20 protein-coding genes are annotated in these 21,520 nt (G+C 73.0%); 13 read left to right on the top strand and 7 right to left on the bottom strand.

Annotation, left to right across the window (positions count from 1 at the left end):
- Positions 1-124 precede the first annotated feature (124 nt).
- The 5 genes from BDZ31_RS25295 to BDZ31_RS00210 form a co-directional block, all read right to left on the bottom strand.
- Positions 125-250: a hypothetical protein gene (locus tag BDZ31_RS25295; RefSeq protein WP_281381447.1), complete on the bottom strand. Its 126-nt coding sequence runs from the start codon at positions 248-250 to the stop codon at positions 125-127.
- 168 nt (positions 251-418) lie between these two features.
- Entirely contained in the window at positions 419-1,609 is a 1,191-nt protein-coding gene (locus BDZ31_RS00225; protein ID WP_183337825.1) for a Gfo/Idh/MocA family protein, read from the bottom strand.
- A complete protein-coding gene (locus BDZ31_RS00220; RefSeq protein ID WP_183337823.1) occupies positions 1,606-2,448 on the bottom strand; it encodes an ATP-binding cassette domain-containing protein in 843 nt (280 codons plus the stop codon). The genes BDZ31_RS00225 and BDZ31_RS00220 overlap by 4 nt, the downstream gene beginning before the upstream one ends.
- Positions 2,445-3,515, bottom strand: coding sequence for an ABC transporter permease (locus BDZ31_RS00215; RefSeq protein ID WP_183337821.1), 1,071 nt, complete (start codon positions 3,513-3,515; stop codon positions 2,445-2,447). Before BDZ31_RS00215 ends, BDZ31_RS00220 begins: the two co-directional genes overlap by 4 nt.
- Before the next feature lie 2 nt (positions 3,516-3,517).
- A complete protein-coding gene (locus BDZ31_RS00210) occupies positions 3,518-4,543 on the bottom strand; it encodes a substrate-binding domain-containing protein (RefSeq protein WP_221242761.1) in 1,026 nt (341 codons plus the stop codon).
- A 130-nt stretch (positions 4,544-4,673) separates the two neighbouring features.
- On the opposite strand from BDZ31_RS00210, the gene BDZ31_RS00205 reads away from it, so the two are divergent.
- The 13 genes from BDZ31_RS00205 (at position 4,674) to BDZ31_RS00140 (ending at position 19,319) form a co-directional block, all read left to right on the top strand.
- Positions 4,674-5,654 (top strand): LacI family DNA-binding transcriptional regulator, encoded by a 981-nt coding sequence (locus tag BDZ31_RS00205; RefSeq protein ID WP_183337819.1) that lies wholly within the window; start codon positions 4,674-4,676, stop codon positions 5,652-5,654.
- A gap of 155 nt (positions 5,655-5,809) precedes the next feature.
- The gene (locus BDZ31_RS00200) at positions 5,810-6,373 is read left to right on the top strand and encodes a trypsin-like peptidase domain-containing protein (protein WP_183337817.1); all 564 of its coding nucleotides are present in this window, start codon (positions 5,810-5,812) and stop codon (positions 6,371-6,373) included.
- A gap of 146 nt (positions 6,374-6,519) precedes the next feature.
- Positions 6,520-7,665, top strand: a complete 1,146-nt coding sequence (locus BDZ31_RS00195) for a zinc-dependent alcohol dehydrogenase (protein WP_183337815.1) — start codon at positions 6,520-6,522, stop codon at positions 7,663-7,665.
- Positions 7,666-7,753: 88 nt separating this feature from the next.
- Positions 7,754-8,707, top strand: coding sequence for a sugar phosphate isomerase/epimerase family protein (locus BDZ31_RS00190; protein ID WP_183337813.1), 954 nt, complete (start codon positions 7,754-7,756; stop codon positions 8,705-8,707).
- Positions 8,704-9,774: an inositol 2-dehydrogenase gene (gene iolG, locus BDZ31_RS00185; RefSeq protein ID WP_221242759.1), complete on the top strand. Its 1,071-nt coding sequence runs from the start codon at positions 8,704-8,706 to the stop codon at positions 9,772-9,774. The genes BDZ31_RS00190 and iolG overlap by 4 nt, the downstream gene beginning before the upstream one ends.
- Positions 9,759-10,739, top strand: a complete 981-nt coding sequence (locus BDZ31_RS00180; RefSeq protein WP_183337812.1) for a sugar nucleotide-binding protein — start codon at positions 9,759-9,761, stop codon at positions 10,737-10,739. Before iolG ends, BDZ31_RS00180 begins: the two co-directional genes overlap by 16 nt.
- Complete coding sequence (gene iolC / locus BDZ31_RS00175; protein WP_183337810.1) at positions 10,736-11,776, top strand: 5-dehydro-2-deoxygluconokinase; 1,041 nt, start codon at positions 10,736-10,738, stop codon at positions 11,774-11,776. Before BDZ31_RS00180 ends, iolC begins: the two co-directional genes overlap by 4 nt.
- Positions 11,773-13,719 carry a 3D-(3,5/4)-trihydroxycyclohexane-1,2-dione acylhydrolase (decyclizing) gene (gene iolD, locus BDZ31_RS00170; protein ID WP_183337808.1) on the top strand — a complete coding sequence of 649 codons (1,947 nt, stop codon included), beginning with the start codon at positions 11,773-11,775 and terminating at the stop codon, positions 13,717-13,719. The genes iolC and iolD overlap by 4 nt, the downstream gene beginning before the upstream one ends.
- On the top strand, positions 13,709-14,563 hold the full coding sequence (iolB, locus tag BDZ31_RS00165) for a 5-deoxy-glucuronate isomerase (protein ID WP_183337806.1): 855 nt from the start codon (positions 13,709-13,711) through the stop codon (positions 14,561-14,563). The genes iolD and iolB overlap by 11 nt, the downstream gene beginning before the upstream one ends.
- On the top strand, positions 14,560-16,065 hold the full coding sequence (locus BDZ31_RS00160; RefSeq protein ID WP_183337804.1) for a CoA-acylating methylmalonate-semialdehyde dehydrogenase: 1,506 nt from the start codon (positions 14,560-14,562) through the stop codon (positions 16,063-16,065). Before iolB ends, BDZ31_RS00160 begins: the two co-directional genes overlap by 4 nt.
- A gap of 2 nt (positions 16,066-16,067) precedes the next feature.
- The gene (locus tag BDZ31_RS00155; RefSeq protein WP_183340882.1) at positions 16,068-17,003 is read left to right on the top strand and encodes a 2-deoxy-5-keto-D-gluconate 6-phosphate aldolase domain-containing protein; all 936 of its coding nucleotides are present in this window, start codon (positions 16,068-16,070) and stop codon (positions 17,001-17,003) included.
- Between the two features lie 653 nt (positions 17,004-17,656).
- The gene (locus tag BDZ31_RS00150) at positions 17,657-18,106 is read left to right on the top strand and encodes a hypothetical protein (RefSeq protein WP_183337802.1); all 450 of its coding nucleotides are present in this window, start codon (positions 17,657-17,659) and stop codon (positions 18,104-18,106) included.
- Positions 18,107-19,178: 1,072 nt separating this feature from the next.
- Positions 19,179-19,319, top strand: coding sequence for a hypothetical protein (locus BDZ31_RS00140; protein WP_183341092.1), 141 nt, complete (start codon positions 19,179-19,181; stop codon positions 19,317-19,319).
- A gap of 35 nt (positions 19,320-19,354) precedes the next feature.
- Here BDZ31_RS00140 and BDZ31_RS00135 read toward each other — a convergent pair whose 3' ends face one another.
- A complete protein-coding gene (locus BDZ31_RS00135; RefSeq protein ID WP_183337800.1) occupies positions 19,355-20,704 on the bottom strand; it encodes an amidase in 1,350 nt (449 codons plus the stop codon).
- Complete coding sequence (locus BDZ31_RS00130) at positions 20,701-21,489, bottom strand: IclR family transcriptional regulator (protein WP_183337798.1); 789 nt, start codon at positions 21,487-21,489, stop codon at positions 20,701-20,703. The genes BDZ31_RS00135 and BDZ31_RS00130 overlap by 4 nt, the downstream gene beginning before the upstream one ends.
- Between the last annotated feature and the right edge of the window lie 31 nt (positions 21,490-21,520).

The following is a 21,520-nucleotide window of genomic DNA, read 5'->3' as shown; positions in this document are numbered from 1 at the left end:
TTACAGGAGCTTCTAGGGCTATTGCGGGGCGGCCCGGCGGCCCGGATTACCGCCGATATGCGGCGATTGCCGACGATTCAGCCACTCGCGCGGGCCGAGTGGCTGAACCGGAATCAGCGACCAGTCAGCGCCCGGTGCTGCGGAAGGCGACGATGAACGACAGCACCGCGACCTTGGACGCGAGCCCGAAGTCCTTGGCGCCGATCAGCGGCAGCGTCGAGCGCTCCAGCCCGACCATCGCGCCGACCAACGCGTTGATCGCGACCAGCAGCGCGAACTGACCGGCGTTCTCGCGCAGCCCGAGCGCGGACCGGCCGCGCGGGCATCGGACTGAGCTGCCCGCGCGACCCGCTCGGTTGGCGCCGCGTGCAGCCGAGCAAGGCGCGCAGAGCGGACGCCGACCGCGGCGGCTGAGCCGCTACGGCAGCCGCAGGGAGACGACGTCCTCCCAGCGGCCCGTCTCGGCCGAGCGCAGCAGCGCCGCCTGCACGCTGACCCACGCGAGCGCCTCCTCGAAGCCTGGGCGGTGCGGCCGCTCCAGCGCCAGCGAGCGGCAGAACTCGTAGTCCTCGATTGCGACGAGGTCCTCGAAGCCGATGCCGTTCGCGCTGCCCGGCGCGAAGCTCCCGTGGAGGGGGAAGCGGTCGCCGCCGAAGACGGTCGTGTAGCCCGTGCCGAGGTCGTCGGCCGCGCGGTACAGCTGCAGCTCGTTGAGCCGCTCGAGGTTCCAGCTGAGCGCGCCGCGCGTGCCGTAGGCGTCGAGGGCCATCTGGCTCTCGGGGCCGATCAGCGTGCGGCTGGCCTCGAACGTGCCGCGGGCGCCGCCCGCGAACTCGCACAGCATCGACGCGTAGTCCTCGTTGGTGACCGTGCCGCGCGGGGCGTCGGCGCTGCCGCGGCCGTAGTGGGTCGCCTCCGCGCTCGGCAGCGGCCGTTCGCGAATGAACGTCTCGGTCGTGCCGATCACACGTGCAATCGGCCCGACGAGCATGTGCGCGAGGTCGACGCTGTGGCTCATCAGGTCGGTCGTGACCCCGTGTCCCCCCTCCTCGACGAGGTAGCGCCACGAGAGCGGCCCGAGCGGGTCGCTCCCGTACATCGAGAAGAAGCGGCCGCGGTAGTTGGTGATCGTGCCCAGCTCGCCGTCGGCGAGCAGCTGCGCGGCGTAGCGCACCAGCGGCGCCCAGCGGTAGTTGTAGCCGACGCCGCTGGTGACGCCGGCCAGCCGCACGGCGCGCTCGGCGCGGGCGGTCTGCTCCGGCGTGCCCCCGACGGGCTTCTCGCAGAAGACGTGCTTGCCGGCCTGCGCGGCCGCCTCGACCTGCTCGACGTGGAACATATTCGGCGTCGCGATGTAGACGACGTCGACCGCCGGGTCCTCGACGACCCGGCGCCAGTCCTCGACGGCGGCCGCATAGCCGAACTCGCGCACGGCGCGGTCGCGTCTCGCCGCGTCGACGTCGGCGCAGGCGACCAGCTCGGTGTCGAACTCGCGCTCGGGGAAGTGCGTCGGGATCCGCAGCAGCGAGCGGCTGTGGGCCTGGCCGAGCCAGCCGAAGCCGATCAGCCCGACGCCGAGCCGGCGCCGGGCGGCGCCTGTCGCGCTCACGGCTGCGGATCCACGTCGAAGCCGCCGCGCCGCAACTCGTGCTCGAGCATGTCCAGCTCCGCCCCGCCGGACATCATCTTGATCAGCTCCTCGCGGGAAATCTCGGCCTTGGCCCAGTCTCCGAGCACGCGCCCGCGGTTGAGCACGACGAAGCGGTCGCCGACGGGATGGGCGTGGTGGGGGTTGTGGGTGATGAAGATCACGCCGATGCCGCGGTCGCGCGCGTTGGCGATGTAGCGCAGGACGCGCCCGGACTGCTTGACGCCGAGCGCCGAGGTCGGCTCGTCGAGGATCAGCACCTTCGCGCCGAAGTAGAGCGCCCGCGCGATCGAGATCGCCTGGCGCTCGCCGCCTGAGAGGGTGCCGACCGGCTGCTCGGGGTCGCGGACGTCGATCCCCATCTTCGCCATCTCCTCGCGCACGACCCGCTTCGCGCGCGGGACGTCGATCCGCCGCAGCGGCCCGCTCCCCTTCGTCGGCTCGGAGCCGAGGAAGAAGTTGCGCCAGACCGACATCAGCGGGACCGTCGCGAGATCCTGGAAGACGGTCGCGATCCCCTGCGCCTTCGCCTCGCGCGGCGAGCCGAAGCGGGTCGGCACGCCCTCCATCAGGAACTCGCCGTCATCGTGCTGGTGGACGCCGGAGAGGATCTTGATGAGCGTCGACTTGCCCGCGCCGTTGTCGCCGAGCACGCAGGTGACGCAGCCGGCGCGCACGTGCGCGGAGACCTCGCGGATCGCGGTGACGCTGCCGAAGCGCTTGGAGACCGCGCGGATCTCCAGCAGCGGGACGTCTGCGCCGCTCGCCGGCGCCGTGGTGGGCTGGATGGTGTCGGTCATCGTCGCGCTCCCTCCGCGCGGCGGCGGATGAAGTTGTTGATCAGAACGGCGATCAGCAGGATCACGCCGAGGAACAGGAAGCGCCAATCGGTGTCCCAGCCGGAGAACTGGATCCCGATGAACGCCATCCCGACGATCGTCGCGCCGAGCGCCGCGCCGATCGCGGAGCCGAAGCCGCCGGTCAGCAGACAGCCGCCGACGACCGCGGCGATGATGAACGTGAACTCGTCGCCGACGCCCTGGTTGGCCTGCGTGGAGCCGAGCCGCAGCGCGATCATCACGCCGGTCAGCGCCGAGGTGACGGCGGTCGTCATGAACAGCGCGATCTTCACGCGCGCGACCGGCACACCGCTGTTGCGCGCGGCCTCGACGTCGCCGCCGACGCCGAAGATCCAGTTGCCGAAGCGCATGCGGCTGAGCACCCAGGTCGCCGCGACGGTGATCGCGATCCACCACAGGACCGTCACCTGGAAGTCGTGGGGAGCCCAGAAGGTGCCGCCGAGGAGGCTGTGGGCGCTGCTGTAGCCGGGCTGGTCCTCGAGGCCGCTGACGACGACGGTCCCGGTGATCAGCTTCGTGACGCCCAGGTTGGCGCCCTGCAGGATGAAGAAGGTCGCCAGCGTCACGATGAAGCTGGGCAGCTTGGTGCGCAGGACGACGAAGCCGTTGAAGAAGCCGATGCCCGCGGCGAAGGCGAGCGTCAGCGCGATCGCGAGCCAGACGTTGAGGCCGACCTCGGTGACGAGGATGCCGACGAGCAGGCCCGCGGTGCCGATCATGACGCCGGCGGAGAGGTCGAACTCGCCGCCGATCATCAGCAGCGCGACGGCGACGGCGGGGATGCCGACGGTCGCGCCGACCGACGTCCAGTCGGCCATCCCGTCGAGCGTCAGGAACTGCTCGGTGGTGACCGCGAAGAACAGGCCGACGACGACGACGGCGAGCAGCGCCCCCAGCTCAGGGCGTCGCAACAGCCGCGTCAGGAGGCTGACCTGCGTCAGCCGGTCGTCGGCGACCCCCGCCGGCGACGGTCCTGGGACCGTCGCCGATGACGGAGTGGAGCTCATCCCTACCGCGTCCCTTCGGACGCCAGCTTCTGCACCTGCTCGGCGTTGTCTCTGTCGACGAAGCTCGGGCCGGTGAGGACGGGCTGGCCGCCGCCGACCGTGTTGAGGTTCGTGTTGTACAGGGTCAGCATCACGATCGGCAGGTATCCCTGGAGGTACTGCTGCTGGTCGACCGCGGACTCGATGTCGCCCGCCTGGATCGCCTCGACGACCGGGCCGCTGAGGTCGAACGTCATCAGCGTCGCCTTGGAATGCGCGCCTCTGATCGCGTCGACCGCCGCGTCGGCGATCTCGCCGTTGAGGGTGACGATCCCGTCGATCGAGCCGTCGGCGCGCAGCTTCGACTGCATCTCGGTCAGCGAGGTGGCGACGTTTCTCGTGCCGGTCACCTGCATCGTCTCGACGGTGCCGCCCGTGAGCCCTCTTCTGACACCTTCGCAGCGCTGCGTGAGCGAGATGTTGCTCTGCTCGTGGATCACGCACAGGACTTTCTTCTTGCCCTGTTCCTGCAGGCGGGCGCCGACGGCCTCGCCGGCGATCGACTCGTTCTGGCCGACATGGCCGATCGCGCCGATCTCTCTGTAGATGTCCTCCCCGGCGTTGAGCGTGATGAGCGGGATGCCTGCCTCGACGGCCTTTCTCAGCTCGGCTCTGATCGCGTCGTAGGACGGCACCGAGACGGCGAGCCCGTCGACTTTCGATGTGACCGCGGCGGCGATCATCTGCGCCTGCTTCTGCGGGTCGTTGCTCGACTCGGTGTATTGCAGCTCGACGCCCTGGCCTCTGGCGGCTTCCTCAGCACCGCGCTTGACGACCGACCAGAACGAGCCGCCGTCGCCATGCGTCACCATCGCGAACTTCAGATCCCGCTTCTGCGTGAGCTCGACAGCGTCGCCGCCACCTCTGCCGGCGCTGGTCGCGGCCGTCGAGCCGCCGTCGTCGCTGGAGCCGCAGCCCACCGCGACGAATGCGGCGCAGAAGGCCAGCAGCACGGCTGACGCCAGCCGGCGCATTCGTGTACCGAACACTCTTCCCTCCTCTTCCCCGAACGGGGCTATCGATTGGAGCGCTGCAACTGCATACCTTCCGTTGGAGCGCTCTAATCCGCGAGTATTGTCCCGAGCACCTATGACTGTCAAGCGAACCCGCCAACCGACGATGGACGACGTGGCCCGTGAGGCGGGCGTCTCGCGGGCGCTCGTGTCGCTCGTCATGCGCGGATCGCCGAATGTCAGCGAGAAGCGACGGGAGCGCGTGCTCAGCACCGCCGCGGCGATCGGGTACCGGCCCAACGCGATGGCCCGCAGCCTCGCATCACGCCGCACGCGCACGATCGGCGTGCTGATCAACGACCTCGCCAACCCGTTCTTCGCCGACATCGTCGGAGGCGTCGAGGCGCTCGCCTCGCGCAAGGGCTACCGCGTCCTGCTCAGCACCAGCGGGCGCAGCCCGCGCCGCGAGCGCGCGCTGCTGGAGGCGCTGCTGGAGTATCGGACCGACGGCATCATCGTCGTCTCGCCGCGGATGAAGTCGCGCGAGATCGCCGAGATGACCGGCGAGGTGCCGGTCGTCGTCACCAGCCGCCGGGTCCGCGGCGAGCCGCTCGATTCGGTCGCGACCGACGAGGCGCTCGGCGCGAGACTCGCGGTCGAGCATCTCGTCGCGCTCGGGCATGAGCGGATCGTGCACGTCGACGGGGGTCGCGGCGCGAGCGCGTCGGGGCGGCGGTCGGGATACTCGCGGGCGATGGACCAGCTCGGCGTCGGCGTCTTCACGCGCGTGCTGGCCGGCGAGTTCACCGAGCAGTCCGGTGTCGACGCGGCGCGCAGGCTGCTGGAGGAGCGAGAGCTGCCGACGGCGGTCTTCGCCGCCAACGACCTGCAGGCGACCGGGGTGCTCGACGGCTTCACGAGGGCTGGCGTGAAGGTGCCCGGCGACGTCTCGTTGATCGGCTTCGACAACACCTTCCTCGCCGGGCTGGAGTACATCTCGCTCACGACGATCGACCAGCCCCGCCACGACATGGGGACGCTCGCGCTGGAGCTGCTGCTGGAGCGGATGGAGGGGCGTACCGAGAACGTGCAGCGGCGGATCGAGCCGTCGCTCGTCGTCCGCCGCACCACCGGCCCCGCGCGGTGAGGCCGGCGCGGCCGGTTCCCGCGCTGCCGCCGGCCGCCGTCCTGGTCGCGATCGCCTGCGCTGCGATCTCCGCCTGCGGCTCGCCGTCGCCGGCCTCGTCGCTCCCGCGATCGTCTGAGCATGCGGCTGCGCCGCGAGTCGAGGAGGCGCCGGCGGTGGTGGTCGTGCGGACCGGCGCGGCGGGCGCGGCGACGGGCTTCGTCGCCGGCGACGATCGCGTCGTCACGGTCGCGCACGTGCTCGACGGGACCGGCCTGGCGGTGCGTTCGCCGGGCGGTGGATGGACGACGGCGACCGCCCTCTGCCGCGACCGCGATGCCGACCTCGCGCTGCTGGCGGCGCCCGGCACGAGCGGGGCGCCGCTGCGCGTCGCGCCCGCCGAGCAGGGCGCGCCGGTGCTCCTGCCCGTGGTGCGAGGGACGGCTGCGGCGGGCGGGCCCGGGGCGGCGGGTGGGCCGGCGGCGGTGCGTGGCGAGCTGCGCCGGCGCATCACCGCGCATGTCGCCACCGGCCTCGGCGGCGCGTCCAGGCGGACGCTGCTGGAGCTGGGCGTGAACGCTCGGGTCGGCGACTTCGGCGCCCCGGTCGTGACGGCGGACGGCGCGGTCGCCGGCGTCCTCTTCGCCCGCTCGGTGGGGCGCGCCGGCATCGCCTACGCGGAGGACGGCGCTGCGCTGCGCCGCCTGCTCGCCGCCGGCCGCTGTGCGCCGCCGCGGTGACGGCCGCGCCGGCGCGGAGGTCTGACCCGGCGGCCGGCTGACTTGACGCCGGCGGCGGGCGGGTGGAATAGTGAGGGAGCATTTGGAGCGCTCTAACGTGCTGGTTCGACTAGAGCGCTCTAAACCCGAGGTCGGAGGAAACGTCGATGTCGTCAGTCCAAGCGGCCACGCTCGTGGCGCCCCGTCAACTCGAGGTGCGGTCGTACCCGTATCCGGCTGCGTTGGAGCAGGGCGCGGTGCTGCTGCGGATGCTCGCCTCGGGCATCTGCGGCACCGACAAGCACACCTACCGCGGTGAGACCGAGCAGTACGTCGGCACCGAGTACGAGCGCTCGACGCCCTTCCCGATCATCCAGGGGCACGAGAACGTCGGCGTGGTCGAAGCGATCGGAGACGGCGGCGGCGCGATCGCCTTCGACGGCACGCCGCTGCAGGTCGGCGACCGCGTCGTCCCGGCGCCCAACCGCGCCTGCGGGCGCTGTCGCAACTGCCTGCGCGACTTCCCGTACTTCCTCTGCAGCAGACTGGAGAACTACGGCAACTCGCTGACCTGCGGCGAGGCGCCGCACCTGTTCGGCGGCTGGTCGGAGTACCTCTACCTGAAGCCGGGCACGACGGTCTTCCGCGTGCCCGACTCGCTGCCCGACGACGTGGCCGTCCTGACGGAGATCTTCGCCGTCACCCACAGCATCGAGCGGGCCGCGAAGCTGCAGAGCCCCAACGGCTTCAAGCCCGGCGACGCCGTCGTCGTGATCGGGGTCGGCGCGCTCGGCCTCGCGCATGCGATCAAGGCGTCGATGATGGGCGCCGGCAAGGTGATCGTCGTCGACACCTCCGCGAGCCGGCTCGCGCTCGCGGCCCGGCTGGCCGACGCGACCGCGGTGCCGGCGGGCGACGAGGCGGCCGCAGAGGTCCGCGAGCTGTGCGGCGGCGACGGTGCCGACCTGGTCGTCAACGCCACCGGCTTCCCCGGGACGTTCGCGCAGGCGACCGCGATGGTGCGCGATGCCGGCACGATCGTCGAGGTCGGTGCGTTCGTCGACATGGGCGAGGAGTCGTTCAACCCCGCCTCGATCTGCGGACGCAGCCTCGCGGTGCTCGGGGTCGGCGGGGAGGACCTGCTCTGCTACGAGGGCACGATCGCGCTGTTGGACCGCCATCGCGGCGCGATCCCCTTCGCGGAGATGGTCTCGCACCGCTTCGACGTGCGCGACGCGCCGGAGGCGATGGCGCTCGCGCTCGACCCCGACGCCTCGGCGAAGGTCCTGATCACCCCCGGAGGCGCCGCCTGAGGAGCGCGGCCGGCGGCTCCTCGAGGGCCGCCGTCTGCGCCGCGCTCGGCAGCACTCGGTTTGGAGCGCTCCAACGATGCAAGCCCAGATGACGAACCGAACCCATGTCGACGAGCTGGAGGCACGAGCGGTGACTGGTGAGACCCCCTTGCGGAGAATCGCGGGCGCGCCCATCTCCTGGGGCGTGTGCGAGGTCCCCGGCTGGGGCGCGATGCTGCCGCCGGACCGCGTCTTCGCCGAGATGGCGGGCCTCGGCCTCGTCGCGACCGAGCTGGGACCGCTCGACGACTGGCTGCCGCTCGACGCGGGCGCGATCCGCGCGGCGCTGGAGCCGCACGGACTCGGCCTCGTCGGCGGTTTCGTGCCGCTCGTGCTGCACGGGCGCTCAGCCGATGACGCGCTCGCCCAGGCGCGCCGCGTCGCCGGCTGCATGGCCGCCGCGGGCGCGGACACGTTCGTGCTGGCGATCGTCGAGGACCTCGGCTGGTCGGCGCCGAAGCCGCTCGACGATGCCGGCTGGACGCGCCTGGGCGCGCACGTCGATGCCGTCGCAGAGGCGACCGAGGCGCTCGGGATGCGGACCGTGATCCACCCGCACGCGGGAACGCTCGTCGAGCGGGCCGAGGACGTCGAGCGGCTGCTGGACCGCTGCTCCGCCGGCTGGTGCCTCGATCCCGGCCACCTCCTGATCGGCGGCTACGACCCGCTCGCCTTCGCCCGCAGCCACGGCGACCGCGTCGCCCACGTCCACCTGAAGGACGTCGACGGCGCCGTAGCGACGCGGCTGACCGCGGGCGAGCTGACGCTGATGGGCGCCGTGCAGGCAGGGCTGTTCCGCCCGCTCGGGCAGGGCGACGCCGGCATCGGCGCGGTCGTCGGGGAGCTCGCGCGGCAGGGCTACGACGGCTGGGCGGTGCTCGAGCAGGACACTGCGATCACCGGCACGCCGCCGGCTCCCGGCACCGGTCCGGTGGCGGACGTCGCCACCAGCCTCCGCTTCCTCGGGGAGCTCGCCCCGGCGCACGCGGAGGCGGCGCGATGAGTCCCGCCGACGGCATGCGCGCAGGCGCCGCGGGCGGCGAGGAGCTGCGCGTCGGCGTGCTCGGCGTCGGCCGCATCGGCCGCATGCACGCCGAGCTGCTGCACCGCCAGATCCCCGGCGCGCGCGTCACCTGGGTCCACGATCCGCACGAGGAGACGGCGCGCAGGGCCGGCGAGCGTCTCGGTGTCTCCGTCGCCGGCGACGCCGCGGCGCTGCTCGCCGCCGACGACGTCGACGCGGTCGCGATCTGCTCCAGCACCGACACGCACGTCGACCTGATCGTCGCCGCGGCCCGCGCCGGCAAGGCGATCTTCTGCGAGAAGCCGATCTCGCTGGAGCTGGCGGCCGTCGACCGCGCGCTGGCCGAGGTCGAGGCGGCCGGAGTGCCGTTCCAGGTCGGCTTCAACCGCCGCTTCGACCCCGCGCACGCGTCGGTCGCGCGCGCGGTGGCGGACGGGACCGTCGGCGACCCGCAGATCGTGCGGATCTCCAGCCGCGATCCCGAGCCGCCGCCGCTCTCCTACGTGCGCGTCTCCGGCGGGATCTTCCTCGACATGACGATTCACGACTTCGACATGGCCCGCTTCGTGACGGGCAGCGAGGTCGTCACTGTGAGCGCGCACGGCGCGCTGCGGATCCAGCCCGAGTTCGCGGAGGCCGGCGACGTCGACACCGCGGTCGTCACGCTCGAGCATGAGAACGGCTGCCTGACCGCGATCGACAACAGCCGCCGGGCGGTCTACGGCTTCGATCAGCGCGTCGAGGTGCATGGCTCGCAGGGGATGGCGGCCTCCGAGGACCCGCGCATCCACTCCGGGATCGTCCGCACCGCGGGGGGCACGTGCGCCCCAACGCTGCCGTTCTTCTTCGTCGAGCGCTACACGGCCAGCTACCTCGCGCAGTGGACGGCGTTCGTCGAGGCGGTGCGCGACGGCACGGCGCCGGCGGTCGGCACGCGCGACGCGCGCGCACCCCTGGCGATCGGGCTCGCGGCCTGGCGCTCGCTGCGCGAGCGGCGGCCGGTCCCCGTCGCGGAGATCGAGGAGGCGGCGTGCGCGTCTACCTGACCGGCGCGACGGGCTTCGTCGGCTCCAACGTCGTGCGCGTGCTGACCGAGCGCCATGGCGTCGAGCTCTTCTGCCCGGTCAACCGCACGCCGCCGCCCGCCGGGGCGCCGTACGACCACGCGGTCGTCGACCTCGCCGATCCCGCCGCGGTCGCCGCCAGCGTCGCCCGCGTGAGGCCCGACGCGATCGTCCACACGGCGATCTGGAACGACTTCCACGGCCTCTATGCCGACCGCCCGCGGGCGTGGGCGGCGTACGTCGGCGCGACGCGCAACCTCGTCGACGCCGCCAACGCGCACGACGCGCACGTGACGCTCGTCTCGACCGACTGGGTCTTCGACGGCACGCAGTCCGGCGCCCGCGAGCAGACCCCGCCCAACCCGGTCAACGCCTACGGCTTCCTGAAAGCGGCGAGCGAGCTGGTCGTCACCGAGCGCGCCCGCTGCGGCGCCGTCGCCCGCATCTCGGGCGTCAACGGCGTCCACTGGGCGCGGCCGCAGACGCCCCGCATGCAGGACGCCGGCTTCGGCTACCTCGTCGCCTCGATCGCCGACGCACTGCGCGCCGGGAGGCGCTTCCGCGTGTGGGAGGACGAGCGGCTCAACTCGATCGCGACGCCGACGCTCGCCAGCGACGCCGCCGAGCTGCTGTGGCGCGTCGCCGACGGCCGCCACGAGGGCATTCTCCACTGCTGCGGCGGCGAGGCGATCGACCGTCGCGGCCTGGCCGAGCTGGCAGTCGAGACGTTCGCGCTCGACCGCGAGCTGCTCGACTTCGGCGCACCCGACTGGGACGCGCTTCCCGACGCGCCGATCCCGTACGACACGAGCCTCGACGCGACGGAGACCGCCGCGGCGCTCGGCGTCGCGCTGCCGGACGCGCGCACGATCGTCCAGCGGCTGCGCCACGAGCTCGAGCGCCACGAGCTCTCACCCCAGACCGCGACCGCCGGAGGCACCCGATGAGCAGCGCTCCCTTCGACCTGATCACGATCGGCCGGATCGGCGTCGACCTCTACCCCGAGCAGTCGGGCGTCGGCCTCGCGGACGTCGAGACGTTCGCGAAGTCGCTCGGCGGCAGCCCCGCCAACGTCGCGGTCGCGGCGGCGCGGCTCGGCGACCGCAGCGCGATCGTCACGAAGGTCGGCGACGACCCGTTCGGCCCCTACATCCGCCGCGCGCTCGGCCGCTTCGGCGTCGACGACCGCTTCGTCGGCACCGACGCGCGGCTGCGCACGCCGATCACCTTCTGCGAGCTGCACCCGCCGGACCACTTCCCGCTGCTGTTCTACCGCGAGCCGAGCGCGCCCGACCTGCAGCTGACCGAGGCCGACCTCGACCTGGAGGCGATCCGTACCGCGCGGATCCTGTGGACGACCGGCACCGGCCTGTCGCAGGAGCCGAGCCGCGCGACGACGCTGACGGCGCTGCGCGAGCGGCGGGCGGCGAACCCGGAGGCGACGACGATCCACGACCTCGACCACCGGCCGATGTTCTGGGCCGACCCGGCCGAGGCGACCCGCTGGGCGCGCGAAGCGTTGCGGTACGCGACGATCGCCGTCGGCAACCGTGAGGAGGTCGCGGTCGCGGTCGGCACCGGCGAGCCCGAGGCGGCCGCCGACGCGCTGCTCGAGCTCGGCCTCGAGGTCGCGATCGTCAAGCGCGGCCCAGAGGGCACGCTCGTCGCCACGCCCCGGCGGCGCTGGGAGATCCCGCCGACGTCCACCGAGGTCGTCTGCGGCCTCGGCGCCGGGGACGCCTTCGGCGGCGCGCTCTGCCATGCGCTGCTCGCCGGCTGGGAGATCGACAGATGCGTGCGGCTGGCGAGCGCCGCTGGCGCCTACGTCGCGGGCAGATTGGCGTGCGCCGACGCGATGCCCGACCTCGCCGAGCTGACGGCCTTCGCGGGCGACGCGCTCGAGGCCGGCTCAGTGGGCGCGGCCGGCTCGGCCGGTCCAGCCCGCGCGGCCGAAGCCGCCGCGGCCGTCGAGGGCGCCCGATGAGCGCCCCGACCGTCCGCCTGACCGTCGCCCAGGCGCTCGTCCGCTTCCTCGCCGTCCAGCACGTCGAGCGCGACGGCGTGCGCGAGCGGTTCTTCGCCGGCTGCCTCGGCATCTTCGGCCACGGCAACGTCGCCGGGATGGGCGAGGCGCTGCTGGCGAGCGCCGACGAGCTGCCGTACGTCCCCGCCTTCAACGAGCAGGCGATGGTTCACGTCGCCGCCGGCTACGCGCGCCAGCGCGACCGCCTCGGCACGTGGGCGGTGACGACCTCGGTCGGCCCCGGCGCGACCAACCTCGTCACCGGCGCCGCGCTGGCGACGATCAACCGACTCCCCGTACTGCTGCTGCCCGGCGACACGTTCGCCACGCGCGTCCCGCACCCGGTGCTCCAGCAGCTCGAGCGGATCGACGACGGCACCGTCTCGGTCAACGACGCGCTGCGCCCGGTCTCGCGCTACTTCGACCGGATCGTGCGGCCCGAGCAGCTCGTCCCGGCGGCGATGGAGGCGATGCGGATCCTGACCGACCCGGCCGAGACCGGCGCGGTCACGCTCGCGCTGCCCGAGGACGTACAGTCCGAGGCCGTCGAGGTGCCGGCCGCCTTCCTGGAGCCGCGCACCTGGCTGATCCAGCGCCAGCCGCCGGCGCCCGAGGGGCTGGCCCGCGCGGTCGAGCTGCTCCGCGCGGCGAAGCGGCCGCTGCTGGTCGCCGGCGGCGGCGTCGTCTACTCGCGCGCGACGAGCGCGCTGCGCGCCTTCGTCGAGCAGACCGGGATCCCGGTCGGCGAGACGCAGGCCGGCCGTGGCGCGCTGCCGAGCGACCATCCGGGCGCGCTCGGCGCGATCGGCGCGACCGGCACCGCCGCCGCCAACCGGCTCGCCGCCGACGCCGACCTCGTGATCGGCGTCGGGACCCGCTGGAGCGACTTCACGACCTCTTCCAAGAGCGCCTTCCAGGACCCGGGCGTGCGCTTCGTCAACGTCAACGTCTGCGCCTTCGACGCCGCCAAGCACGCCGGGCTGCAGCTCGTCGGCGACGCGCGTGTCACGTTGGAGGCGCTGACCGCGGCGCTCGCGGCGAGCGGCCACCGCGCCGACGCCGCGTGGACGGCACGCGGCGAGCGCGAGCGGGCCGCCTGGAGCGACGAGGTCGCCCGCCTCGTCGCGCCGCGCGCGGAGGGGCCGCTCAACCAGGCGGCCGTGATCGGCGCGGTCAACGACGCCGCCGGCGAGCGCGGGGTCGTCGTGCAGGCGGCCGGCTCGATGCCCGGCGACCTGCACAAGCTGTGGGTCGCGCGCGACCCCGACGCGAAGGGCTACCACGTCGAGTACGGCTACTCGACGATGGGCTACGAGATCCCCGGCGGCATCGGCGTCAAGCTCGCCGCGCCCGACCGGAGGGTCTTCGTGCTCGTCGGCGACGGCTCGTACCTCATGCTCTCCGGCGAGCTGGTGACGGCCGTCGCCGAGCGCGTCCCGATCGTGCTCGTGCTGGTCCAGAACCACGGCTACGCCTCGATCGGCGCGCTGTCGCGCTCGGTCGGGATCGCCGGCTTCGGCACCCACCACCGCGTCCCCGCCGACGGCGAGGCGCCGGTCCTCGACGCGCCCTCCGGCGACGGCCTCGCGCCCGCGGCCGCCGGCGCGCGGGCGCTGCCAGTCGACCTCGCCGCGAACGTCGCCTCGCTCGGCGTCCCCGTCACGCATGTGGCTACCGACGGCGAGCTGCGCGCCGCGCTCGCCGCCGCGGCCGACGCCGACGGCCCGGTCGCGATCCACGTCGAGGTCGCCCGCTACGGCAACGTCGGCGGGTACGACAGCTGGTGGGACGTGCCCGTCGCGGCCGTCTCGGACCGCCCCGAGGTGCGCGCGGCGCGCGCGCAGTACGAGCAGGACCGCACCCGTCAGCGCATCCACCTGGAGAGCCCGTTCGATGAGCAGTGAGATCCTCGTCCGCCCGCAGCCGCCTGCCGCGGACGGCACCTTCCTGACGGTCACGCCGCAGTCGGCCGGTTGGAGCCACGTCGGCTTCGAGGCGGTCGCGCTGGCGCCCGGCCAGGTCGCCGAGCGCCCGCTCGACGGCCGCGAGTGCTGCGTCGTCGTGATCCAGGGCCACGTGAACGTCCGCTCCGACCACGGCGAGTGGACCGACGTCGGCGGGCGTCCCGACCCCTTCTTCGGGACGCCCGACGCCGTCTACCTGCCGCCCGGCGGGAGCGTCGTCGTCGAGGGCGCCGGCGACGGCGCCGAGGTCGGCCTCTGCTTCGCGCCGGCCCCCAACGGCGGCGTCCCCGCGCGCCGGATCGCCGCCGCCGACGTGCCGGCGACCAAGCGCGGCTACGACCGCCACGAGCGGATCGTCCACGACGTGCTGATGGTCGCCGACCCGGCCGAGTCGCTGCTCGTGACCGAGGTGATCACGCCGTCGGGCAACTGGTCGAGCTACCCGCCGCACAAGCACGACCGCGACGCGCTGCCGGAGGAGTGCCTCCTGGAGGAGACCTACTACCACCGCGTCACGCCGGCCGACGGCTTCGGCCTCCAGCGCGTCTACACCGACGACCGCTCGCTCGACGAGACGGTCGCCGTCTCCGACCGCGACCTCGTGCTCGTGCCTCGCGGCTACCACGCCGTCGCCGCGCCTCCCGGCGTCGCCCTCTACTACCTCAACGTGATGGCCGGACCGGTCCGCACCTGGGCCTTCCAGGACGACCCCGCGCTCGCCTGGACGCGGGCCGACGGCGCCACCACCGACCTCCCGATCCCGAAGGAGCACGGCTCTCGATGAGCACGACGACCGACGCGCGCACGCTCGACAACTACGTCGGCGGCGCGTGGACCCCCGCGCAGGGCGCCGAGACGCTTGCGGTCACCAACCCGGCGACCGGCGCGCTGCTCGCGCACGTGCCGCTGTCAGGCGGCGCCGACGTCGACGCGGCCGTCGCGGCGGCGCGCGCGGCGCTGCCGGCGTGGCGCGACGTCAACGTGATCGAGCGCGCCCGCCGTCTCTTCACGCTGCGCGAGCAGCTCGTCGCGCGGCGCGAGGACCTCGCCCGCTCGGTCACGACCGAGATGGGCAAGACGCTTGTCGACGCGCGCGCCGAGGTCGGCCGCGCGATCGAGATGGTCGAGGCCGCGACCGCGATTCCGACGACGATGCAGGGCCGCATCCTGGAGGACATCTCGCGCGGGATCGACGCCGAGACGATCCGCCAGCCGGTCGGCGTCTGCGCGGCGATCGCGCCGTTCAACTTCCCGATGATGGTGCCGTTCTGGTTCCTGCCGTTCGCGATCGGCTGCGGCAACACGTTCGTGCTGAAGCCCTCCGAGCAGGTACCGCTGACGCAGCAGATCGTCTTCGAGATCCTGCACGAGCTGGAGCTGCCGCCGGGCGTCGTCAACCTCGTCAACGGCGGCCGCGAGGTCGTCGAGGCGCTGCTCGACCACGACGGCGTCGACGCGATCTCGTTCGTCGGCTCGGCGCCGGTCGCCAAGCTCGTCTACGAGCGCGCTGCCCGCAACGGCAAGCGCGTGCAGGCGCTCGGCGGCGCGAAGAACCACATGGTCGTGATGCCTGACGCGGTGATCGACAAGACCGTCTCGGGCCTGATCGGCTCGGCCTTCGGCGCCGCCGGGCAGCGCTGCATGGCCGGCTCGGTCGTCGTCACCGTCGGCGAGGCGCACGACCGCCTGCTGGAGCGGCTTGCGGCGGCGACCCGCGCGCTCACGGTCGGCGACGGCATCGACGCGGCCAGCGACGTCGGCCCGGTCGTCTCGTGCGCCGCGCGCGACCGGATCGCGGACTGGATCGACAGAGCGGTCGCCGACGGCGCGACGGTCGTCGTCGACGGCCGCGGCGGCCTCGACGGGCTGCCGGCCGGCGGCGCCTTCGTCGGCCCGACGATCCTCACCGACGTGACGCCGGAGATGGCGATCGCGCAGGAGGAGGTCTTCGGCCCGGTGCTCGCGATCGTGCGGGCGCAGTCGCTGGAGGAGGCGATCGGGATCGTCAACCGCAGCCGCTTCGGCAACGGCACCTCGATCTTCACCGAGTCGGCGCCAGCCGTCCGCCGCTACCGCCACGACGTGCAGGCCGGGATGATCGGCGTCAACATCAGCGTCGCCGCGCCGGTCGCCTTCTTCCCCTTCTCGGGCTGGAAGGACTCGTTCTTCGGCGACCTGCACGCGCACGGCCCCGACGCGGTCGAGTTCTACACGCGCAAGAAGACCGTCACCAGCCGCTACTTCGGCAGCGGCCAGGGCACTGGCGCCTACTTCGTCGAGCAGTGACGATGGCGGCGAACCCGCTCGGCCACGACGGCCGGCTGTTCTTCCTCGCGTTCGACCACCGCGCCGTCTTCGCCCGCTCGGTGCTCGACGCCGACGGCGAGCCGACCCCCGAGCAGGAGGCGACGATCGCCGCCGCCAAGGAGGTCATCTTCGACGGCGTGCGCGCCGCCGCGGCGCGCGGCGCAGTTCCGGCCGGGGAGCTCGGCGTGCTCGTCGACGAGCTGTACGGCGCGGCCGTCGCCCGTGCCGCGCGCGCCGACGGCGTCGTCCTGACGATGCCGGTCGAGGAGCCCGACCGGGCCGTCTTCGACTTCACCTACGGCGCGGAGTGGAGAGCGCACGTCGAGGCGTTCGAGCCCGACTTCGCGAAGGTGCTCGTGCGCTGGAACCCCGACGGCGACGCCGAGGGCAACGCGGTCCAGGCCGCTCGCCTGCGCGAGCTGTCGCAGTGGCTGCGCGCGACCGGCCGCAGGTTCCTGTTCGAGCTGATCGTCGACCCGACCGAGGCGCAGCTCGCCGCCGCGGGCGGCGACCGCCTCCGCTTCGAGCTGGAGCAGCGGCCGGAGCTGATCCGCCGCACGATCGCGGCGGTCCAGGCGGCCGGCATCGAGGTCGACGTGTGGAAGCTCGAGGGGCTCGACGAGCGCGCCGACGCCGAGGCGGTCGTCGCCCAGGCGCGCAGCGGCGAGGGCCGCGAGGGGGTCGTCTGCACGATCCTCGGCGCCGGCGCGGGGCGCGAGCGCGTCGAGCGCTGGCTGCAGGTCGCTGCCGAGGTCGCCGGCTTCGTCGGCTTCGCGATCGGCCGCTCGATCTGGCGCGACCCGCTGCGCGCCCATCTCGCCGGCGAGCTGGAGCGGGCGCAGGCGGCCGAGCAGATCGCCGACCGCTACCTCCGGTTCGTCGCCCACTACGAGCGGCACGCCGCGGCGGCGGCCTGAGCGGCGGCGGGGCGGCCGGCGCGGCACCACGCCGGCCGCCCACTCAGCCTCCGGATCATTCCCGAGGCGGCTGCGGGCGATCCCGTCTTGTCGCGTCGGCGCGCTGAGCCGAGCCCACCGTGTTCAAGAGGTACCGCCTGCTGCTGGCGGCGGCGGTCACCGCCGTGCTCGCCGTCGCCGAGCTGAACGCCGTCCTGTCTTCTTCCGCAGCCGACCGCAGCGGCGGCGGCGGCGCCGCCGACCCGCCGCGCGGCCTGCCCGCCCACGGCGGTGGTCGCGCTCTGCGTGCGACGCCGCGCTGCGGCGAGGCCCGAGTGCGTCATCCCTGCGGCTCGTCCTCTCTGAGGAGCGTGTCGAGCGCGGCGATCAGGCCCATCCAGCCGTTGAATTCGCGCGTTGCGCCGGAGGGGTCGACGGTGCGGCCACGCACTGATCTGTCCTGGGCTGAAGCTCGACCAGGATCGTCACCGACGGCTGTTCCACGGTCGCGAGCCTCGTCCACTAGCCCTGACACTAAGGGTCGGCGAAGAGTGCGCGCGAGACAGAAGACTGAGATCCTCTTCATCGAGCGCCTTTGGGAGTTCCTCGCCCCGGGGTGGCCGTGCGGCCGTGGTTCTCCCGGACGGGATACTGAACAACCCAAGTACGATTACGTGCGCGAGTTCATCCTCGAACACTTCCAGTTGCTCGCCGTCGTGTCGCTTCCTGCCAGTGCATTCGCCCACTACGGCGCGGGCGTCAAGGCGAGCATCGTCTTCGTCCGAACGCTACGACCTTGTGGCCCTCGGCACGATCGCTTCGCGCGTCCAGTACGGCGATTCCACCCGATCAGTCGACACGGACAACGGCGCCCCGATCCTGCGGATGGTCAACCTTCACGACGGCGACTGGGACTTGACCGACTTGAAGTACACGACTCTGGGCGAGAGACGACGCCGTGCCGACCGCTGGACAAGGGCGATGTCCTCTTCGACCGCACCAACTCGAAGGAGCTGGTGGGCAAGAGTGCGGTGTTTTGTGAAGAGGCCCAAGCTCGCACTGAGGCTCGATCGCTCAAGCTGGCCGCCGAAGGTGCGTGGGAACGCGAAGCAGCGGTTCGGTGACGGCCTCGTCTGCTAGTCGCCTGCGGGGCGCAGGCGTCGACTAGTCCGGGATCCGTGTCCGGGGTCTTGCCAAAGCACGGTGAGATATCTCCTCGGCGGGCAGCGCGTCGCGGGTTCAAGGCAGAGCACTGCATCGTCGTCGCCTCCTAAGCGATCGACGGCACCGAGACGGCCTCTTTCGGCAACAGCGCGCAGGGAAGCGCGCACGCTCGTCGGCATGCGGGACATCGGCCCGCACCGGAGGCCTAAGACCTTCGGTGTGCCAGGCCCCGGGGTGTTCGCGCACCGCCGAGGCCACCTTGTTGGCAGGGGCGGCCACGACAGCTCTGCCCGGCGCCGCAAGCCAGCCGAATCGGCCGTCATCCAACCCAATCCACGGCAATCGGCCGGAATAAAGGCACTAGTGTCCGAAATGCCCGCAGATTGCCGCCGATCCCGCGGATCCCCGAAACGACGAATCCCCGCACTAGCAGGGGTTTCGTTGGAGTGGAGCTAGCCGGGCTCGAACCGGCGACCTCCTGGGTGCGATAAGCAGCTCTCCGCTGGGTGAAGGTGGCGATTTGCAGGGCTTTCCATGTCGCCGGCCGGTCGATCTAGCCCACGGATTGGCGTGGATTCATGGGGATTTCCGTGGTTTCGGGCACTCGGCGGGCGCGAGTGCCCGAAACGGGGTGCCGCTAGGTGGTGGTCAGGTGGTATTCCAGCGTGTAGGCGGTACGCGACGTCGGCGGGTTCGGCGGTTCGACCGCCACGCCGAGGCCAGCGCTGGCTCGGTGCGAACCGGCGGCGGCATCGTCGCCGCCGAGGTTGCTGGTCCAGCCGGGCCCGCGCTGCCGGCGGAAGCGGTGTCTGCGACGAGGCGGCGGTGATGGCTATCCGCCGCCGCGGCCCTGGGCGAGCCCCATCGCCTGGAGGCGCCCGTTTCACGTGGGGGGCGAGGAGCGGCCGAGCGGGCGGCTGATGGCCAACCACTGGCAGGGCGAGTTCCCGTGGCAGAACCTGAAGGCGAAGGGCTGGGACGGCACCTCGCCGGTCGGCACCTTCCCCCCCGAACGGCCATGGCCTCTACGACATGGCCCGGAACGTGTGGGAGCGGACCGCCTACCGCCGGACCGCCGACCGCTGGACCGCCGACCACGCGGAGCCGGCCGGGGAGGGGACCGCGGGCGATCGCGAGGCAGCCGCCTGCGTCGTGCGGTCAGTGAGCGGGTGAGCTTGCAGTCGGTGGAGACGTCGCGTCCGGTCGCGTCACGCCCTTCGCTCGCAGCGCATCGCGACCTCGAGGGCGGTGCGCTCGTCACGGGCGATCAGCTGGAGGCCGACTGGCAGGCCGTCCGCGGAAGGGCCGCAGGGGATGCTCACCGCCGCCAGCGGGCACCAGTTGACCGGTGCGCAGAGGCGCGTGAGGGCGCGGGCGACCTCCGGCTTCTGCGCCCCCGCGGCGTCCAGCACCGCATCGAGACGCGGCGCGACGATCGGGGTGGTGGGCAGCAGCAGGGCGTCGCATTCGTCCAGGCAGGCGACGAGCGCGTCGCTGAGCCGCCGCACGACGCGGAGCGCGCGTGTCACCTCCTGCGCCGTGACCGGCTCTGCCGCTCTCAGGCCCGCCAGCATGTCGGCGCCGTACCCTTCGCGCGCCGACGGATACCAGCCGCTCGCGCGGTGGACGTCGAGCGCGTCCACGAGCAGCGGGACGAGACGGCTCGGGCTCCAGTCGTCGAACGGCGGCGGCGTCGCCTCGACCAGCTCGACGTCGGCGCGCTCGCCGAGCGCGCGCGCCGCGTCGGCGACCGCGTCGAGCACGTCGTCGGCCACATCGCCCAGTCGGTCCCCGTCGACGAGGCCGACCCGCAGGCGCCGACCGCGGTCCCGTGACGGGGTGCTGTCGGTCGCGGTCAGCACCTCCCACAGCAACGCCAGGTCGCCGGCGGAGCGGGCGAGCGGGCCGCAGCTGTCGAGCACCGGCGACAGCGGGACGATCCCGTCGTCGGGAACCTGACCGGTGCGGGGCTTGAGACCTGCGACGCCGCACAGCGCAGCGGGGATCCGGATCGAACCGCCGGTGTCGGTGCCGAGCGCGCCGAAGCACTCGTAGGCGGCGGTCGCCGCCGCCGAGCCGCCGCTCGAGCCGCCGACCGCGCGAGCGCGGTCGTGCGGGTTGCGCGTCGCGGGCGTGAGGATGCCGAGCGCGAACTCGTGCGTCCGCGCCGTGCCGATCACGAGCGCGCCGGCGCGTCGCAGACGCGCGACCACGGTGGCGTCGGCCTCTGCCGGGGGCGCGTCGGCGAGCACCGCCGAGCCGGCACGCGTCGGGTAGCCGGCGACGTCGATCAGGTCCTTGACTGCGACCGGGACGCCGTGCAGCGACGAGCGCGGACGTCCTCCGCGCGCAAGCTCCTTGGTCAGCGCCCGCGCCTCGTCGAGCACGCGCTCCGCGTCGACGGTCGCGAACGCGTTGACCGTCGGCTCCTGCAGCTCGATCGCGTCGAGGCACGCCCGGGCGAGGTCGAGCGGCGTCACGTCGCCGGCGGCGACGCGTGCGGAGACCCCGGCGATCGACGCCCGCGCGAGCTCCGGCAGGGGAAGCGACCTCGTCATCGCCCGACGTCCTGCTGGCCGAGTTGGCGGGAGATGGCGGCCGCGGCGTCACGGACGAGCGCGACGTTCTCGTCGGCGTGGTCGCCGAGGACCATCACCTGCGGTCCGCTCAGCGAGATCGACGCGCGGACGCGCTGCTCGTGGTCGAATACCGGCGCGCCGATCGACGCGATGCCGGGTATCACGTCCTGATCGGAGATGCTGTATCCGTCGTCGCGGATCTTCCGCAGCTGGCCGGTCAGCCCCGCTCGCGTCGTCTCCGTGCTCGGCGTGAACCGCTCCAGCGGCCCGGCGTCCAGGTACTCCTCCCACAGCTCGGGCGGCTCGAAGGCGAGCAGGGCCCTCGCGTTCGCGCCGCCGTGCAGCGGCACCGTGCCCCCGACAGGCAGGATCATCACGCCGACGAGGTCGCCGTCGAGCCGCTCGACGCAGAGCGCCTCGAATCCCCGGCGGACCGTCAGGAACACGGTCTGGCCGGTGCGCTCGTGCAACCGCTCCATCGCGGGCAACGCCGCGGCGCGGACGTCGTCGAAGCGGCGTGCGACCGCGCTCCCCAGCGTGAACAGCCGGAGCCCGAGCTGGAAGGAGCCGCGTCGCCCGCCGGGCTGCACGAGGTCGTGCTCCTCGAGCGCGGCGATCACCCGGTACAGGGTGCTGCGCGGCTCGTCCAGCCGCTCGGCCAGCTCCGCCGGGGTCAGTTCGCGTTCGCGGGCGAGCACGTCCAAGACCGCCACGGCCTTCGACAGCACCTTCACAGAGCTCTGTGCCTGCCCATCTCTTGACATGACGCCCCTTCGTCTCTAGCTTGATCGCAAT

This window comes from Conexibacter arvalis, from assembly GCF_014199525.1.
Classification (GTDB): Bacteria; Actinomycetota; Thermoleophilia; order Solirubrobacterales; family Solirubrobacteraceae; genus Conexibacter; species Conexibacter arvalis.
This window is presented reverse-complemented; position numbering and strand designations above follow the sequence as displayed.

Excerpts from the sequence above, each read along its gene's own strand:
- BDZ31_RS00220 (WP_183337823.1), bottom strand. The coding sequence starts at position 2,448 with ATGACCGACACCATCCAGCCCACCACGGCGCCGGCGAGCGGCGCAGAC.
- BDZ31_RS00215 (WP_183337821.1), bottom strand. The coding sequence starts at position 3,515 with ATGAGCTCCACTCCGTCATCGGCGACGGTCCCAGGACCGTCGCCGGCG.
- BDZ31_RS00205 (WP_183337819.1), top strand. The coding sequence starts at position 4,674 with ATGGACGACGTGGCCCGTGAGGCGGGCGTCTCGCGGGCGCTCGTGTCG.
- BDZ31_RS00195 (WP_183337815.1), top strand. The coding sequence starts at position 6,520 with ATGTCGTCAGTCCAAGCGGCCACGCTCGTGGCGCCCCGTCAACTCGAG.
- BDZ31_RS00190 (WP_183337813.1), top strand. The coding sequence starts at position 7,754 with ATGACGAACCGAACCCATGTCGACGAGCTGGAGGCACGAGCGGTGACT.
- iolG (WP_221242759.1), top strand. The coding sequence starts at position 8,704 with ATGAGTCCCGCCGACGGCATGCGCGCAGGCGCCGCGGGCGGCGAGGAG.
- iolC (WP_183337810.1), top strand. The coding sequence starts at position 10,736 with ATGAGCAGCGCTCCCTTCGACCTGATCACGATCGGCCGGATCGGCGTC.
- iolD (WP_183337808.1), top strand. The coding sequence starts at position 11,773 with ATGAGCGCCCCGACCGTCCGCCTGACCGTCGCCCAGGCGCTCGTCCGC.
- iolB (WP_183337806.1), top strand. The coding sequence starts at position 13,709 with ATGAGCAGTGAGATCCTCGTCCGCCCGCAGCCGCCTGCCGCGGACGGC.
- BDZ31_RS00160 (WP_183337804.1), top strand. The coding sequence starts at position 14,560 with ATGAGCACGACGACCGACGCGCGCACGCTCGACAACTACGTCGGCGGC.
- BDZ31_RS00155 (WP_183340882.1), top strand. The coding sequence starts at position 16,068 with ATGGCGGCGAACCCGCTCGGCCACGACGGCCGGCTGTTCTTCCTCGCG.
- BDZ31_RS00140 (WP_183341092.1), top strand. The coding sequence starts at position 19,179 with ATGGCCCGGAACGTGTGGGAGCGGACCGCCTACCGCCGGACCGCCGAC.
- BDZ31_RS00135 (WP_183337800.1), bottom strand. The coding sequence starts at position 20,704 with ATGACGAGGTCGCTTCCCCTGCCGGAGCTCGCGCGGGCGTCGATCGCC.
- BDZ31_RS00130 (WP_183337798.1), bottom strand. The coding sequence starts at position 21,489 with ATGTCAAGAGATGGGCAGGCACAGAGCTCTGTGAAGGTGCTGTCGAAG.